The sequence below is a fragment of the Caballeronia sordidicola genome (genome assembly GCF_001544455.2).
Classification (GTDB): domain Bacteria; phylum Pseudomonadota; class Gammaproteobacteria; order Burkholderiales; family Burkholderiaceae; genus Caballeronia; species Caballeronia sordidicola.
Map to the genome: position 1 here is coordinate 403764 of NZ_FCOC02000002.1, position 15047 is coordinate 418810.

Genomic DNA, 15047 nt, shown 5'->3' on the forward strand with positions numbered 1-15047 from the left:
TAAAATGAACAGGACGCGCTTTTGTAGCGCGGACGTGACGAGAGCGCCGTCGAGCGCAATGCCGCACGCGCCCGGCCTCTCCCGCGCTCCCAAGGATTCCGGCGGCTCCGGCGCCCACTCAGCTTTCAAAGGAATGCACATGGAACAATTTCACGGCACGACCATCGTCTCCGTGCGACGGGACGGCAAGGTCGCACTAGGCGGCGACGGTCAGGTGACGCTGGGCAACATCGTGATGAAAGGCGGCGCCAAGAAAGTGCGCCGTATCTATGGCGGCAAGGTTCTGGTTGGTTTCGCGGGCGGCACGGCCGACGCGTTTTCGCTGCTCGACCGCTTCGAGGCGAAGCTCGAAAAACATCAGGGCAATCTGACGCGCGCTGCCGTCGAACTTGCGAAAGACTGGCGCACGGACCGCATGTTGCGCCGGCTGGAAGCCATGCTGATCACCGCCGACGCACAAACCACGCTTGTCATCACCGGTAACGGCGACGTGCTCGATCCGGAAAACGGCATCTGCGCAATCGGCTCAGGCGGCGCTTACGCACAAGCTGCGGCGCAGGCGTTGACGGAAAACACCGAACTCTCGCCGCGCGATATCGTCGAAAAAGCGCTGACCATTGCCGGCGACATGTGTATTTACACGAACCACAATCGCGTCATCGAGACGATCGAGTAACAGACAAGGACCCACGATGACAACCATGACTCCCGCCGAAATCGTCTCGGAACTCGATAAACACATCATCGGCCAGGGCCGCGCGAAAAAGGCTGTTGCCGTCGCGTTGCGCAACCGGTGGCGCCGCCAGCAAGTCGCCGAGCCGTTGCGCCAGGAAATCACGCCGAAAAACATCCTGATGATTGGACCGACCGGTGTCGGCAAGACGGAAATTGCGCGGCGTCTCGCAAAACTCGCCGATGCCCCGTTCATCAAGATAGAAGCCACGAAGTTCACCGAAGTCGGCTATGTGGGCCGCGACGTGGACAGCATCGTGCGCGACCTGATCGAGATTTCGGTCAAGCAGACGCGTGAAACGGAAATGCGCAAGGTGCGTTCGCGGGCAATCGATCGCGCGGAAGACCGGATTCTCGACATCCTGCTGCCGAGCGCGCGCGCCGTGGGTTTTGGCGCCGGCGAATCGCACGATGACAGCGCGAACAGCACGCGCCAGACTTTCCGCAAACGCCTGCGCGAAGGACTGCTCGACGACAAGGAAGTCGAGGTCGACGTGGAAGCGCCGCAAGCGAGCATGGACATCATGGGGCCGCCGGGCATGGAAGAGATGACGGACCAGATCCGTTCCATGTTTGCGAATATCGGCGGCGGCAAGAAGACGCAGCGCAAGGTGAAGGTCAAGGAAGCGCTGAAACTGCTCACCGACGAGGAAGCCGGCAAGCTGCTCAACGACGAAGAGGTCAAGACGAAGGCGGTTCAGAACGTCGAGCAGAACGGTATTGTGTTTCTGGACGAGATCGACAAGATTGCGTCGCGCAGCGAAGCAGGCGGCGCGGAAGTATCGCGCGCGGGCGTGCAGCGCGATTTGCTGCCGCTGGTGGAAGGAACCACAATCAACACTAAATACGGGATGATCAAGACGGATCACATCTTGTTCATTGCGAGCGGCGCGTTTCATCTGGCCAAGCCGAGCGACCTGATTCCAGAATTGCAAGGACGTTTTCCGATTCGCGTTGAACTGGATTCGCTGTCGGTGGAAGACTTCGAAGCCATCCTCAATACCACCGACGCCAGCTTGGTCAAGCAATACACGGCGCTTTTGGCAACCGAAGATGTCCAGCTCGATTTCAGCCCCGAAGGTATTCGCCGGATGGCCGAAATTGCGTATTCAGTGAACGAGAAGACCGAGAATATCGGTGCACGGCGGCTTTATACCGTAATTGAAAAACTGCTGGAAGAAGTGTCGTTCGCGGCGGGTAATCACGCGGGACAGCCCGTGAAAATCGACGCAGCCTATGTCGATAAAGCCCTGAACGATGTGGCCGAAGACGAGGACCTGTCGCGCTACGTGCTGTAACCGGGCTCAGCAAGCAAAGGGCGGCACGCCATTTCGAAGTATCGAAGAGGCGTGCCGTCTTTTTTCATCACGCGCATTTACTGCCGGACCGGCTTCTTCGCCAACTTCCGCTGCAGCGTGCGCCGATGCATGTTCAGCGCACGGGCCGTCGCCGATATATTGCCGCTGTTTTCAGCCAGCACGCGTTGAATGTGCTCCCACTCCAGCCGCGCCACGGACAACAGCGCGGGGTGCTCGATCGCTTCTTCCGCCGTCTGCTCGCTGGCCTCTTCCTGCAGCGCGGACAGGATCGTCTCGACGTTCGCCGGCTTGGCAAGATAGTTGTCGGCGCCGTCTTTCACGGCCTGAACCGCCGTCGCGATGCTCGCGTATCCGGTCAGCACCAGAATCCGCGCATCGGGTTGCAGATCGCGCAACGGTGCGACGAGCGTCAACCCGGAATCGTTGCCAAGGTGCAGATCGACCGTGATTTGCCCGAATTTCTGCGTGTTCGCCAGACGCAACGCCGTGGCGGCGTCGTGCGCCTGATGCGGCGTATAGCCGCGCCGTGTCAGGCCGCGCGCGAGGATGCCCGAGAAAACTTCATCGTCGTCGATAACCAAAAAATTCTTGTCGCTCATGCTCTTTTCTCCGTGGAGACGGGAGTCGCGACGACGCCGCGATCCGTCCTTGCTGCTGTGTCACGCGATTCCGGGGCGCTTGTGTCGGCGAGACGCAGGATGGCGTGCGTGCCGCGAGGGCTTGCCGCTGTCAGCTCGATCGATCCGCCGAGCCGCGCTGCTGCTGAGAATGCCAGATACAAGCCAACGCCGTGACCGCCTTGCGTGCTGTCGACGGGCGCTGCGCCAAGCGAGCCGCGCAGCCCGGCGGGAATGCCGGGACCCTGGTCGCGTACATTGAATTGAATCACGGGTTCGCCTAGATGCCGCGCCGCCGATGTCGCGAGCGTCACCGAATCGCGGCTGGCCCGGGCCGCATTATCCAGCAGAATGGTCAGGATCTGGCCGACCGCGACTGGATCACTCAGGAATAAGCTGGCGCGCTTGTGTTCCTCGGCTTCAATCAGTTCGAAGCGCACGTGCGGATGCCGCAAGCGCCATTGTTCGACAAACCCATGCAGCCAGTCGTCCAGCGATTGCCGGGGCACGGGCTCGCTCGCGCGGCTGCGCAGGCGCGCGAGCGCGGACGTGCACAAGCTCATTTGCTGCTCGAGCAATTCGATGTCGGCGGCATACGGCGCGAGATGCGGGTCGTGACGCGCCGAATCGCGCAGTTCCTCGCCGAGCATGGCGATGGTGGATAACGGCGTCCCTATCTCGTGCGCGACGGTGGCTGCCTGAACACCCAGCGCCACGGCGCGCTCGTCGCGCAGAAGGCGCTCCTGGGCGTCGGCCAGGGCAAAATCTCGCGCGCGCAACGCCCGCGACATCCGCGCGACGAACCATCCGATCAAGCCCACGCTCACCATGAAGTTCACCCACAGCCCGGTCCGGAAATACTCGAACAGGTTCAGCGGATCTTCCATGTTCAGCGGCACATAACTCACGGTGAGGAGCGCATAACAAACCACGGCGAACAACGCCAGCCAGACCATGAGGTTCCACGGCAGCACAGCGGACGCAATGGCAAGCGACGGCAGATACAGCGTGACGAAGGGGTTTGTCGCGCCGCCGCTCAGGAACAGCAGCGCCGACAACGCCCCGAGATCAACCCAAAGTTGTCCGAACAATTCGAGGTTCGTTTCAGGCTGGGCGCGCATGACGCGAACCCACGTCATTGCGTTGAACATGACTTCGAGCGAAATGATGGTGAGCATTGCCGCCATTGGCAGATGCGCGCCATAAAAAGCCTGTACGACAGCAATCGTCACCAGTTGACCAATGATCGCAAGACTGCGAAGCCAGAAAAGATGACCGAGATTGACGCGTCCCGTGGTCGTGATTCGATGCATTTCAGTAATCGTCGCCCGTAATTTCAGAATAGTCTAATGGCCTCGATGGATGAATTGCCGCACCATCGGACGTTGTCTCGTACAAGGGCGGCTCGGCCGCACACTCATATGAACCGCAGCCAGTCGTCCCGTCCCGATACTCATCCCAAAAGAGCAACGCACGTTCAAGACGCCAATCAGGATTCCATTATCTCGCGTGTTCTGCCCGCGTTCCTGGAGAACGCCAGGATTGCCGATTCGCAGGGTCAGCAGGCCGAGTGCGCCGTCTGGCTGCACGCCGCTGCACTGCTTGAGCCCGCTCGCGTGGAAACCGTGCTGGAGCGTATTGACTCGCTGTTGAAGCAGCACCGCGTTGCCGAGGCCGTCAAGCTTGGCGCACAACTCGTCGATACCCATCCGCAGCATGCACTCGCACTTTGGTATCTGGGGTACGTGCTTCAGTGTGCGGGCCGTCACGCCGATGCAATCCCGTTCTACGAACGCGCGCATCGCATCAATGCAGCCGTCCCGTCGCTGCGCAACAATCTGGCGGTCGCCTACGAGCTGACGGGCCGGGCAACCGACGCGCTGAAGCTGCTGGAAGAAGCCGTAGCCGCAAATTCCGCCGATATTGAAGCGTGGACGAATCTGGCGCGCATGTATCCGCGCCGCTGGGAACTCGAGCATGCGCTCGCCGCGGGCAAGCGCGCCGTGCAGATCGATTCGTCCAATGCACTTGCGCTCTCGAACTACAGCCTGGCGCTCAAAGAGGCTCAGCGCTGGGAGGAATCCACCGCGGTGGCGGAATCAGCCGTGAACGTTGCGCCGCACATGGCGCGCCTTCCCTTCAACCTGTCCATTCTCGATCTCCTGCAAGGCAATTACGCGCGCGGCTGGGCGAACTTCGAATCGCGCTGGGACGGCTCAGGCGAACTGGTCAACTCACATCCCAAATTCAACGTGCCGCGCTGGAACGGCGAGTCGCTGAAAGGCAAGACTTTGCTGTTATGGGGCGAACAGGGTTTTGGCGACGCGCTGCAATTCTCGCGCTTCGTGCCCATGCTGGCGAAAAAGGTCAGCGCGCAGGGCGGCAAGCTCGTTTGGGCGGCGTTCAAGGCCGTGTATCCGCTGATGGCGCGCATGGCGCCGAAGTCCGTCGAATGCATCCCGCATGACGGCCCGTTGCCCGAATTCGACTTCCATTTTCCGATGCTGAGCTTGCCGCTGCACTTCGGCATTGAAGAGGACACCATTCCGTCGAAACGCGCGTATCTGTCCACCGATACCGATCTCGCCGCTGAATGGCGCACCGAATTCGCATCCGACAAACGCCTGCGTGTCGGTCTCGTATGGAGCGGCAGCGAGAGCCATCAACGCAATATGTTCCGCAGCGTAGGCATTGAACGGTATGCGCAGGCGTTCAAGGGCATCGAAAACGTCGCGTTTTTCTCGCTGCAGAAGGAAGCGTCGGGCGCGGTATCGACGGCTCGCGACGGCGGATTCGAAATCGCCGATCGCACGGGCAAGTTCGAAACATTCGATGACACTGCGGCGTTCATCGATTCGCTGGATCTCGTGATTACCGTGTGCACGAGCGTGGCGCATCTGGCGGCCGCGCTCGGCAAGCCGACGTGGATTTTGCTCGATGTCAACCCGCATTGGGTCTGGCAACTGGAGCGCACGGACAGCCCGTGGTATCCGACCGCCAGGTTGTATCGGCAGAAAAACTTCGGGCAGTGGGAGCCGGTCATGACCGACGTTGCGCGCGATCTGGCCATGCTCGCGGCCACGCACACCGGCGCGGCACCGCGCAAGCGTGCCGCAGCGAAGAAAACCGCCGTGTAAGTTAAAGCGTCGCGCGGCTTTGATCCGCGCGCAAACGGCGATCCGGTCAACCGGATCGCCGTTTTTTATTTGGGGGCAGCGCGCTCGGTGTCCTCGCGAAGGCACGCGGGACATAGACACGCCAAATCAGGCTCCAGCCGCGTAACCGGCAAGGGAGGCAAAAGCGTGCACCAGCATGCGGCGTCGCCTGCTTGCTGGCCGCAATGAAATTGCGCGCCGCAGCGAGCGCAATTTTGCCGTTCAACCGATCTGGAAAGCATGTCTGTCACGATCACGATGAAACTTCATTGAAAGCACGTCGCGCATCTGCGCGAACATTATTATTTCACGCACCAATCCCATACTGGAGCGAGCGCGCATCGCCTTGCACCCGTTGCAGGAATGCAATGATGAATACAACGCCAAACGCCTGATGCAGCGCGTCAGTCCTGTACAATTCCGCCTGTTTAAACTGCTCCTCGCCCCTTCGCCGCCATGTCCGAGCTTCCCGACCTTACGCAGATCGCGCCGACCCTGAAAGCCGAAATCCTGGCTGAGGCGTTGCCCTATATCAAGCAGTATCACGGCAAGACCATCGTGATCAAATACGGCGGCAACGCGATGACCGAGGAGCGCCTGAAACAAGGCTTCGCTCGCGACGTGATCCTGCTGAAACTGGTCGGCATCAATCCGGTGATCGTGCACGGCGGCGGTCCGCAGATCGATCAGGCGCTCAAGAAAATCGGCAAGCAGGGCACGTTCATTCAAGGCATGCGCGTCACCGACGAAGAGACCATGGAAGTGGTCGAGTGGGTGCTGGGCGGGGAAGTGCAACAGGACATCGTTACGCTGATCAATCATTTCGGCGGTCAGGCGGTCGGTCTGACAGGCAAGGACGGCGGGCTGATCCACGCACGCAAGCTGCAGATGCCGGATCGCGACAATCCGGGCGAATTCATCGATATTGGACAGGTGGGCGAAGTCGAAGCCATCAACCCCGCCGTGGTAAAGGCGCTGCAGGACGACGCGTTTATTCCGGTGATCTCGCCTATTGGCTTTGGCGAAGACGGTTTGTCGTACAACATCAACGCGGATCTGGTCGCGGGCAAGCTTGCCGTGGTGCTCAACGCCGAGAAACTGGTCATGATGACCAATATTCCGGGCGTCATGGACAAGGAAGGCAATTTGCTGACCGACCTGTCGGCGCGCGAAATCGACGCGCTTTTCGCCGATGGCACCATTTCCGGCGGCATGCTTCCGAAGATTTCGTCGGCTCTGGATGCCGCGAAGAGCGGCGTGCGCTCGGTTCACATCATCGACGGGCGGATCGAGCATTCCGTGTTGCTCGAAATTCTGACCGAACAGCCGTTCGGGACAATGATCCGCTCGCATTAAACGTGGATTCAGCGAGTACACGCGTTATCTCAGCGCGTTCCAGCCGCCGCCGCGTGACCACGCGCGGCGCGCCCGTCTGGCTTTTCGATCTCGACAACACCTTGCATCACGCGTCGCACGAGATTTTTCCGGCGATCAATCGCGGGATGACGCAGTACATCATCGACCGGCTGGGCGTCGACATTGACGAAGCAAACCGCCTGCGCACCGGCTACACGCAACGATACGGCGCCACGCTGCTCGGCCTGGTGCGCCATCATCCGGTCGATGCCGCCGATTTTCTCCACGTCGTGCATACCTTCACGGATTTGGCTTCCATGGTTCGCGCCGAACGCGGCCTCGCGCGCATGATTCGCAGATTACCCGGGCGCAAGATCGTGCTGACGAACGCGCCGTCCATCTACGCGCGCGCGGTGCTGTCGGAACTGGGTATCGGCAAGCTGTTCGAGCGCGTCATTGCCATCGAGGACATGCAGGACCGCAGCGGCTATTGGCGCGCCAAGCCCGATGCCGTCATGCTCCGGCGTGCAATGCGCCGCGCGCATGTGGCGCTTGCCGACGCGGTTCTGGTCGAAGACACGCGCGGGCACCTGAAAAGCTATAAACGCCTGGGAATCCGCACCGTCTGGATTACCGGGCATTTGCCGGCCGTCCTGAATGCGAGCGGCGCACGATCTGTTCAGACGCACAGCGGCCGGCCACATTATGTCGACTTGAAGATTCGCTCCCTGAGACGCCTGAACGAACTGCGCTAAGAGAACCACTTCACAAAATCCGATATACTTATTCGCTTATCTTGTTTTATCGCGCCGATTTGCTGACTCGATTGCGGGCGCGCGAACCCTGACCCGGTTCACTATAAATGCGGCTAAAGAGGTTGTCAGCCGCGCTGCTTTTCTCTCACGCGCACCGCCGACGCCGTTTAGCCGCCCTTGTTTTCTCCAGGCGGATGAATGGAATCAATCGGTATCGTCACTCCCCAGACACTGCATTTCACCGAGCCGCTGCGCATGCAGAACGGCAGCTTGCTTGGTGACTACGATCTCGTCGTCGAAACCTACGGCACACTCAATGCCGCGCGCTCCAACGCCGTACTCGTTTGTCACGCGCTGAACGCGTCGCACCACGTGGCAGGCGTGTATGCCGACGACCCCAAGAACATCGGCTGGTGGGACAACATGGTCGGGCCGGGCAAGCCGCTCGATACCAACACGTTCTTTGTCATCGGCATCAATAATCTGGGATCGTGCTTCGGCTCGACCGGGCCCATGAGCATCAACGCCGCCACCGGGAAGCCCTACGGCGCGAGTTTTCCCGTGGTCACCGTCGAAGACTGGGTGCATGCCCAGGCGCGCGTGGCGGATCTCTACGGCATCGAAAAATTCGCGGCCGTCATGGGCGGCAGCCTTGGCGGCATGCAGGCGCTGGCGTGGAGCATGTTGTATCCGGCGCGCGTGGCGCATTGCATCGTGGTGGCCTCCACACCGAAGCTCTCCGCGCAGAACATCGCGTTCAATGAAGTCGCGCGCTCCGCGATTCTCTCCGATCCCGATTTCCACGGCGGCGACTACTACGCGCATGGCGTGAAACCGCGCCGGGGCCTGCGCGTGGCGCGCATGATCGGCCACATCACCTATCTTTCCGACGACGACATGGCCGCCAAGTTCGGCCGCGCGTTGCGCCGGGCGGAAGGCGCGCTCGACGCGTACAACTTCAATTTCGACGTCGAGTTCGAAGTCGAGTCGTACCTGCGGTATCAGGGCGACAAATTCGCCGAATACTTCGACGCCAACACGTACTTGCTCATCACGCGCGCGCTCGATTACTTCGATCCCGCCAAAGCCTTCGACGGCGACCTGACCAAGTCGCTTGCCCACACCACGGCGAAATATCTGATCGCGAGTTTCTCCACGGACTGGCGTTTTGCCCCGGCCCGTTCGCGCGAGCTCGTGAAAGCGCTGCTGGATCACAAACGCACGGTGAGCTATGCGGAAATCGATGCTCCGCACGGCCACGACGCTTTCCTGCTCGACGACGCCCGCTATCACAACCTGATGCGTGCCTATTACGAACGCATTGCCGCCGAGGTGCGCGCATGAATCAAATCACGCTGGATTCTCTTGCTTTGCGCTCGGACTTTCGTGCAATCGCGCGCTGGGTTGAACCGAACGCATCGGTGCTGGATCTGGGCTGCGGCGACGGGTCGCTGCTCTCACTGCTCGGCGAGGAACTCGATGTAACCGGCTACGGCATCGAGATAAATGACGCTGGCGTGCTCGCCTGCGCGCAAAAAGGGGTGAACGTCATCCAGCAGAATCTGGAAGACGGGCTGCGCCTTTTCGAAGACGAGAGTTTCGACTTCGCCATTCTTTCGCAGACCCTTCAAACGATCCATCAAACCGCGGCGATCCTGCGCGAAACCGTGCGTGTCGGGCGGGAATGCATCGTCTCGTTCCCGAACTTCGGTTACTGGCAGCACAGGCTGACTGTGCTGCAGGGACGCATGCCGGTATCGAAGACATTGCCTTATCAGTGGCACAACACGCCGAACGTGCGCGTTCTCACTATCCGGGATTTCGAGGCGCTGGCGCCGGAAGTGGGTATCGAAATCCTTGATCGCGTGGTGCTGCATGGCGGGCAGTCGATCCGTTGGGGCGCGAACTGGCGTGGTAGCCTTGCGGTCTATCGCGTAAAGCGTAGCTGAACTGATCGCCAGCACGCCGCCCGCGCGTCGCCCACCGCATCAAACCGATTTCATATGTCCAACTCGCCACACGAGGCGCCCGCTCTAACCGCTCACGAAGATCACCCCGGATGGCGTGCGTTTATCAACAAACGCATGCTGATTTGCGTGTTCCTTGGCTTCACGTCGGGGTTGCCGCTCTTCACGCTCATCTATCTGGTTCAGGCGTGGCTGCGTACCGAAGGCGTGAATCTCAAGGAAATCGGCCTCTTTGCGCTGATCCAGTTCCCGTACACCTGGAAATTCATCTGGGCGCCGCTGATGGACCGCTACGTGCCGCATCTGCCCGGCTGGCGGCCTGGGCGGCGGCGTGGCTGGATGATCGTCACGCAATTGCTGGTGGGCGTGGCGATTGGCGCGCTGGGATTCATATCGCCGAAACAGGAAATCTGGACCGTCGCGGCGCTGACCGCGCTTGTCGCGTTTTTCGGGGCAAGCCAGGATATTGCAATCGATGCCTATCGCCGCGAACTGCTCGCCGATACCGAACAGGGCCTCGGCAACGCCGTCTTCGTGAACGCGTACAAGATCGCGGCGCTGATTCCCGGCTCGCTCGGGCTGATTCTTGCCGATCATTTGCCGTGGTCCACGGTGTTCATTGTGACGGCGGCGTTCATGTTGCCGGGCGTCGTGCTGACGCTGGTGGTCAAGGAACCCGAAGTGCACGGCTCGCCGCCCAAGAATCTGCGCGATGCCATCATCGACCCGTTTCGCGAATTTATTGGGCGTGACGGCTGGCGCACAGCGCTTCTGATCCTCGGTTTTATCTTTCTCTACAAGCTCGGCGACACGATGGCGACCACGCTTTCCACGTCGTTTTTCCTGGATATCGGCTTCAACAAGACGCAAATTGGCGTGATTGCCAAGACAGTGGCGTTCTGGGCGAGCATTGCGGGCGGGATTGTTGGCGGCATGTGGCTGGTGAAGATCGGCATTGGGCGCGGCTTGTGGATCTTCGGCGTCTTGCAGATCGTATCCACGCTCGGCTTTGCATGGCTCGCCAGGATTGGCCCGTCGCCCGTGGCGCTGGCCACGCTCTATGGTTTGGAGACCTTCGCGACGGGCCTGACGACGGCGGCGTTCGTTGCGTACATTGCGAGCACGACCGATCCGCGCTACACGGCCACGCAATTTGCGCTGTTCACCAGTCTGGCTTCGGTGCCGCGCACGCTGGCCTCGGCATCGAGCGGTTTTGTGGTCGCGCAGACGGGCTGGTTCGAGTACTTCATGATTTGCGCGGCGTTGTCGATTCCCGGCATGTTACTGTTGCCGAAAATCGCGCCCTGGAGACCTGTCCAATGAAGGTGCACGCGTTAATCCGCGCCACGGCCTGCGCCATGACGCTTCACGCCGGCGTGACCTTCGCGGCGTCCGATGCGGCCTCACAACCCGCGGCTTCTGCTCCGCAGCAGCCTTACTCGGCGGCGAGCGGCCAGATTCGCTTTGGCAATGCAGCGTTGTTCCGCAACTTGATTCCATCGGCAACGCTGGAACAGCAATCCGCCGACGAGTACCTGCAAATCCTCCACGAAGCCCAGCGCACAAAGCATCTTCTTGGCGACGACAACGCGCTCGTCAAACGCGCCCGCGACATCACGAATCGCGAGATTCCGTTTGCGCTGAAATGGAATGACCGCTCGAAAAACTGGAAGTGGCAGATCAATGTTGTGCGTTCCACCGAAATCCGCATGTACTGCCTGCCGGGCGGCAAGATTGTGATTTACAGCGGCTTGATCGAGCGGCTGCGGCTCAACGACAACGAACTCGGCATGATGATTGGCCATGAAATCGCGCACGCGTTGCGCGAGCACGCGCGTGACCGCCTGGGCCGTCAGCAGGCCGCGCAATTGACTACGGGCACTATTCCGCCGCTGTTCGGTTTCGCCGATATCACGTCGGCACCGTTGGGTATCGGAGAGCAGTTGCTGGCCATGCGTTATACGCCAGCCGATGAAACCGAAGCCGATGTGATCGGCAGCGAGATTGCTTCCCGTGCGGGATACGATCCGCGCGCCGCCGTGACGTTATGGAAGAAGATCGATTCGGCGACGCGGCGCACGCCGAACGGGTTTATCTGGATGCATCCGTTTGGTTCGGACCGCGTTCATGATCTTATGAAGCGGTTGCCCGACATGATGCCGTTGTACGCCAAGGCGCTTGGCCGGACGGTGGACCAATTGCCGAATTATGCCGGAATGGGACGGTTCAAGAAGCCACGTTCATAACGAGAACATACGCTAAACGTTACAACAAAGCTAAGCGGGGAAAAATTGCACAAAAGCCTGAAAGAACCTCATCTATTCAATGCGGCAACTAACCCGCTGAAGATGATGCGGAATTTAGCCGGAATCTTACGAGATGCCGAGCTTGAAAAGATTCGACGCGAAATAGATCGCAATGTCGTTTTACTCTTCCGATTAGGTGAGTCCCATTTTTTATTTTCGAAGACCGTTCATTCGAACGAATGGCGCCAAAAAATATCTAGATTGTATTACGGTGCATATAATATTCGTCGAGCAGTCATGCTAAAGCACGATGGAAGCTTTACTACTGAATCAAGTGATCACCAGAAAGTCGATATCGTGCCAGAAGCGCTTGAAAATCATAGTCTGTACAAGGTGAAGTTGAAAAATCTCAGAGACGATCGTAACCTCGCGGATTACAGCCACGATGCAGTCGCAAGTGATCTGATACTCGGAATAGATGAAGCAGAAGCACTAGTTGGCAGCTTATTTAGGGACGTAAAAATTTTTATGATGGCACACGGAATCGAATTATGAACACAAATCCGCATCAAACGGATGCTGATGTTGTAGTGAGAAGTCTATCGGGTGCGCTATCCGGGACGGAACCTTCATACCATATAAAAACACGACCGGATGGCGATTTTTTAATACTCGAATTTGCATTCCTAAGCCCGCGCTTCTACGCTCTCGTAGATCAGATTAACGACGCTCTTCCTGAGGCTAACGTCTTTAAGGATCGAATGGGCGTTAGCGTTCGACCAAGTAAGCCCGCCAACGTTTTATCGATGCCGGAAACAGCTTTACTACAAAGAGAGCTAGCTGCAAGTCTCACTGTCGATAAAAATACGTTCGGTGCGGATTTTTTGAATCGATATACCCCATCGGTCACCAATTTAGAAAAAGAGGTGGTGGTATCTGCCAATCATGTGGTATACGGACGAAGAGGCTCGGGAAAATCAAGCCTTTTAGCGTATGCAATGCATCAATTGCGGATACAGGGATTTCCATACTGTTGGATCGCCATGCAGACGTATGCTGCACGTAGCGACAAACAAGCGATCGCAAGCGTTCTCGCTGAAGTGTTTTCAGAGTCTGCGCAGTACGCTTCATCAGCCGCGGAATTTCACGCTATATCAACGGAGCTGTTGCTCCTTGGCGAAATTGAGGACGAAGCGACTGCCGGGGTAAAGCTTACGCGGATGATTCCTAGGCTTAGAAAAGCTATATCCACAGTCTCGTCAGATACGAGGATGTTTACCATTTTTCTGGATGATTTACATGTCTTAGATCAAAGACTTCAACCAGAGGTTCTGGCCTGCATCTACTCACTAACGCGTGGCAATAGCGCGTTTATAAAAGTATCTGGCATAGAACAACTGACTAACCTATGGGATGGAGAGATAAAACGTGGAATGGAATCTCCCCACGATATTCAAACCTTAAAACTCGACCACAATCTGACAAGTCCTGATCAGTCCAAAAACCATATAAGCAGTATCCTAGACAAGCATGCTAAATATTGCGGCTTACCCGATATTGGTTATTTGGCGTCGGACGAATATATGGATCGCTTAGTATTATCTGCTGCCGCGGTGCCGCGAGACGCATTAAGTCTATTTTCCAAGTCGATATCCCGTTCATTACTAAAAGGTCAAAAAAGCGTTTCGATTACAAGTTTAAATGCAGCCGCGTCCGATGCGATCGAAGAAAAACTTAAAGATGTTCAACAGGACCTGTTTAACAAAAGCGGAAACGACATCTCTGAGTATCTTGACAAAGTAAAAGCCTTTTGCTCAAAGCAAAAGAAAAATGCTTTTTTAGTTAAAATATCAAACAAAAACGTAAGCTATTTTAATGTCCAGAAATTGGTGGCCTTGCGCTTCGTCCATGTCTTGCATGAAGGGATTACTCCTCACAAAGCAGGGGAACGCTACGTCGCGCTCATGCTTGATTACGGATTTTATGTTGGCATACGGACTGCGCGAAGTATGACGCTAATCCCCGACAAACCACGACAACTGATCGTCAAGGAATTAAGGACATTACCAATCTTGCCTACATAGCTTGCCATCCTGCGCGGCGCTCAGCCGCGCACCTTCCAGTCGTAATCGATAATCAACGGCGCATGATCGCTGAACTTTATCTCGCGGAAAACCGAGGTCGCGGTCGCGGTATCGGCAACGCCCTTGGTCGCGATCTGATAATCGATCCGCCACCCCACGTTCTTCGCGTACGCCTGTCCCCGATTACTCCACCACGTATATTGCTCGGGCCGCTGATCGAGCGTCCTGAACACATCCACGTAGGATTTTTCATCGAATAACTGGGTGAGCCATGCGCGCTCTTCCGGCAGGCAACCGGAATTCTTCTGGTTGCTTTTCCAGTTCTTGATATCGATTTCCTTGTGCACGATATTCACGTCGCCACACAGGATCACCTCACGGGTCGCCGCCAGTTTCTCGAGATGCGGCATGAACTCGGCCATGAACCGGTACTTTGCCTGCTGCCGCTCTTCACCGCTGGAGCCTGAAGGCACATAAACCGAAATCACGGACAAATCGCCGAAACGCGCTTCCACATAACGCCCTTCGGGATCGAATTCCGTACTGCCAAATCCGATGATCACTTCATCCGGTTCGTGCTTCGTATAAAGCCCCGCGCCGGAGTAGCCCTTCTTCACGGCATGCTGGAAATATCCCTGGAATCCGTGCGGTGCCAGAAATTCCGGGGTCAGGTCGTCCTGCGAGCACTTGATTTCCTGTACGCACACAACGTCTGCGTCCTGTTGACCGAACCAGTCGAAAAATCCTTTCTTCGCAGCCGAACGAATACCGTTCAAATTCGCGGTGATGACACGAAACATGAAGCGTCCTTATATG

At 58.0% G+C, this 15047-nt stretch carries 15 protein-coding genes; 11 read left to right on the top strand and 4 right to left on the bottom strand.

All coding sequences use genetic code 11. The features are described 5' to 3' along the window. The first annotated feature begins 139 nt into the window (after positions 1-139). Both hslV and hslU read left to right on the top strand, forming a co-directional pair. On the top strand, positions 140-676 hold the full coding sequence (gene hslV / locus AWB64_RS05050) for an ATP-dependent protease subunit HslV (protein WP_060817514.1): 537 nt from the start codon (positions 140-142) through the stop codon (positions 674-676). A 16-nt stretch (positions 677-692) separates the two neighbouring features. Then, positions 693-2030 carry an ATP-dependent protease ATPase subunit HslU gene (gene hslU, locus AWB64_RS05055; protein WP_060817515.1) on the top strand — a complete coding sequence of 446 codons (1338 nt, stop codon included), beginning with the start codon at positions 693-695 and terminating at the stop codon, positions 2028-2030. Between the two features lie 77 nt (positions 2031-2107). On the opposite strand, the gene AWB64_RS05060 is transcribed toward hslU, so the two are convergent. Together AWB64_RS05060 and AWB64_RS05065 are read right to left on the bottom strand one after the other, a co-directional pair. Next, positions 2108-2650: a response regulator transcription factor gene (locus AWB64_RS05060; protein WP_060817516.1), complete on the bottom strand. Its 543-nt coding sequence runs from the start codon at positions 2648-2650 to the stop codon at positions 2108-2110. Continuing rightward, the gene (locus AWB64_RS05065) at positions 2647-3981 is read right to left on the bottom strand and encodes an ATP-binding protein (protein ID WP_060817517.1); all 1335 of its coding nucleotides are present in this window, start codon (positions 3979-3981) and stop codon (positions 2647-2649) included. Before AWB64_RS05065 ends, AWB64_RS05060 begins: the two co-directional genes overlap by 4 nt. 108 nt (positions 3982-4089) lie before the next feature. Between AWB64_RS05065 and AWB64_RS05070 the strand changes: the two genes are divergently transcribed. Then, positions 4090-5805, top strand: a complete 1716-nt coding sequence (locus AWB64_RS05070) for a tetratricopeptide repeat protein (protein WP_063493158.1) — start codon at positions 4090-4092, stop codon at positions 5803-5805. A 65-nt stretch (positions 5806-5870) separates the two neighbouring features. Here the strand turns inward: AWB64_RS05070 and AWB64_RS30775 are convergent, their stop codons facing one another. Further along, a complete protein-coding gene (locus tag AWB64_RS30775; RefSeq protein WP_075643250.1) occupies positions 5871-6065 on the bottom strand; it encodes a cysteine-rich CWC family protein in 195 nt (64 codons plus the stop codon). A 214-nt stretch (positions 6066-6279) separates the two neighbouring features. Here AWB64_RS30775 and argB point away from each other — a divergent pair, with 214 nt between their 5' ends. The 8 genes from argB to AWB64_RS05110 all read left to right on the top strand — a co-directional run bounded on the left by argB (position 6280) and on the right by AWB64_RS05110 (position 14231). Beyond that, a complete protein-coding gene (gene argB / locus AWB64_RS05075) occupies positions 6280-7179 on the top strand; it encodes an acetylglutamate kinase (protein ID WP_060817518.1) in 900 nt (299 codons plus the stop codon). A 53-nt stretch (positions 7180-7232) separates the two neighbouring features. Continuing rightward, the gene (locus AWB64_RS05080; protein ID WP_082850384.1) at positions 7233-7934 is read left to right on the top strand and encodes a pyrimidine 5'-nucleotidase; all 702 of its coding nucleotides are present in this window, start codon (positions 7233-7235) and stop codon (positions 7932-7934) included. 198 nt (positions 7935-8132) lie between these two features. Beyond that, positions 8133-9278 carry a homoserine O-succinyltransferase MetX gene (gene metX, locus AWB64_RS05085; RefSeq protein WP_060817520.1) on the top strand — a complete coding sequence of 382 codons (1146 nt, stop codon included), beginning with the start codon at positions 8133-8135 and terminating at the stop codon, positions 9276-9278. After that, positions 9275-9883: a methionine biosynthesis protein MetW gene (gene metW, locus AWB64_RS05090; protein WP_060817521.1), complete on the top strand. Its 609-nt coding sequence runs from the start codon at positions 9275-9277 to the stop codon at positions 9881-9883. The genes metX and metW overlap by 4 nt, the downstream gene beginning before the upstream one ends. A 54-nt stretch (positions 9884-9937) precedes the next feature. Then, positions 9938-11224 (top strand): AmpG family muropeptide MFS transporter, encoded by a 1287-nt coding sequence (locus AWB64_RS05095; RefSeq protein WP_060817522.1) that lies wholly within the window; start codon positions 9938-9940, stop codon positions 11222-11224. A gap of 35 nt (positions 11225-11259) precedes the next feature. Further along, positions 11260-12147: a M48 family metalloprotease gene (locus tag AWB64_RS05100; protein WP_099050491.1), complete on the top strand. Its 888-nt coding sequence runs from the start codon at positions 11260-11262 to the stop codon at positions 12145-12147. A 45-nt stretch (positions 12148-12192) separates the two neighbouring features. Continuing rightward, positions 12193-12702: a hypothetical protein gene (locus AWB64_RS31485; RefSeq protein WP_157766589.1), complete on the top strand. Its 510-nt coding sequence runs from the start codon at positions 12193-12195 to the stop codon at positions 12700-12702. After that, positions 12699-14231 (top strand): ATP-binding protein, encoded by a 1533-nt coding sequence (locus tag AWB64_RS05110; RefSeq protein WP_075643239.1) that lies wholly within the window; start codon positions 12699-12701, stop codon positions 14229-14231. Before AWB64_RS31485 ends, AWB64_RS05110 begins: the two co-directional genes overlap by 4 nt. Positions 14232-14251: 20 nt before the next feature. Here AWB64_RS05110 and AWB64_RS05115 read toward each other — a convergent pair whose 3' ends face one another. After that, on the bottom strand, positions 14252-15031 hold the full coding sequence (locus AWB64_RS05115; RefSeq protein WP_060817526.1) for an exodeoxyribonuclease III: 780 nt from the start codon (positions 15029-15031) through the stop codon (positions 14252-14254). Between the last annotated feature and the right edge of the window lie 16 nt (positions 15032-15047).

Bases quoted from the DNA above. Each gene is read 5' to 3' on its own strand.
- AWB64_RS05110 (WP_075643239.1), top strand. From the start codon at position 12,699: ATGAACACAAATCCGCATCAAACGGATGCTGATGTTGTAGTGAGAAGT.
- hslU (WP_060817515.1), top strand. From the start codon at position 693: ATGACAACCATGACTCCCGCCGAAATCGTCTCGGAACTCGATAAACAC.
- AWB64_RS30775 (WP_075643250.1), bottom strand. From the start codon at position 6,065: ATGCTTTCCAGATCGGTTGAACGGCAAAATTGCGCTCGCTGCGGCGCG.
- AWB64_RS05070 (WP_063493158.1), top strand. From the start codon at position 4,090: ATGAACCGCAGCCAGTCGTCCCGTCCCGATACTCATCCCAAAAGAGCA.
- metX (WP_060817520.1), top strand. From the start codon at position 8,133: ATGGAATCAATCGGTATCGTCACTCCCCAGACACTGCATTTCACCGAG.
- AWB64_RS05060 (WP_060817516.1), bottom strand. From the start codon at position 2,650: ATGAGCGACAAGAATTTTTTGGTTATCGACGACGATGAAGTTTTCTCG.
- AWB64_RS05115 (WP_060817526.1), bottom strand. From the start codon at position 15,031: ATGTTTCGTGTCATCACCGCGAATTTGAACGGTATTCGTTCGGCTGCG.
- hslV (WP_060817514.1), top strand. From the start codon at position 140: ATGGAACAATTTCACGGCACGACCATCGTCTCCGTGCGACGGGACGGC.
- AWB64_RS05100 (WP_099050491.1), top strand. From the start codon at position 11,260: ATGACGCTTCACGCCGGCGTGACCTTCGCGGCGTCCGATGCGGCCTCA.
- argB (WP_060817518.1), top strand. From the start codon at position 6,280: ATGTCCGAGCTTCCCGACCTTACGCAGATCGCGCCGACCCTGAAAGCC.
- AWB64_RS05095 (WP_060817522.1), top strand. From the start codon at position 9,938: ATGTCCAACTCGCCACACGAGGCGCCCGCTCTAACCGCTCACGAAGAT.
- metW (WP_060817521.1), top strand. From the start codon at position 9,275: ATGAATCAAATCACGCTGGATTCTCTTGCTTTGCGCTCGGACTTTCGT.
- AWB64_RS05065 (WP_060817517.1), bottom strand. From the start codon at position 3,981: ATGCATCGAATCACGACCACGGGACGCGTCAATCTCGGTCATCTTTTC.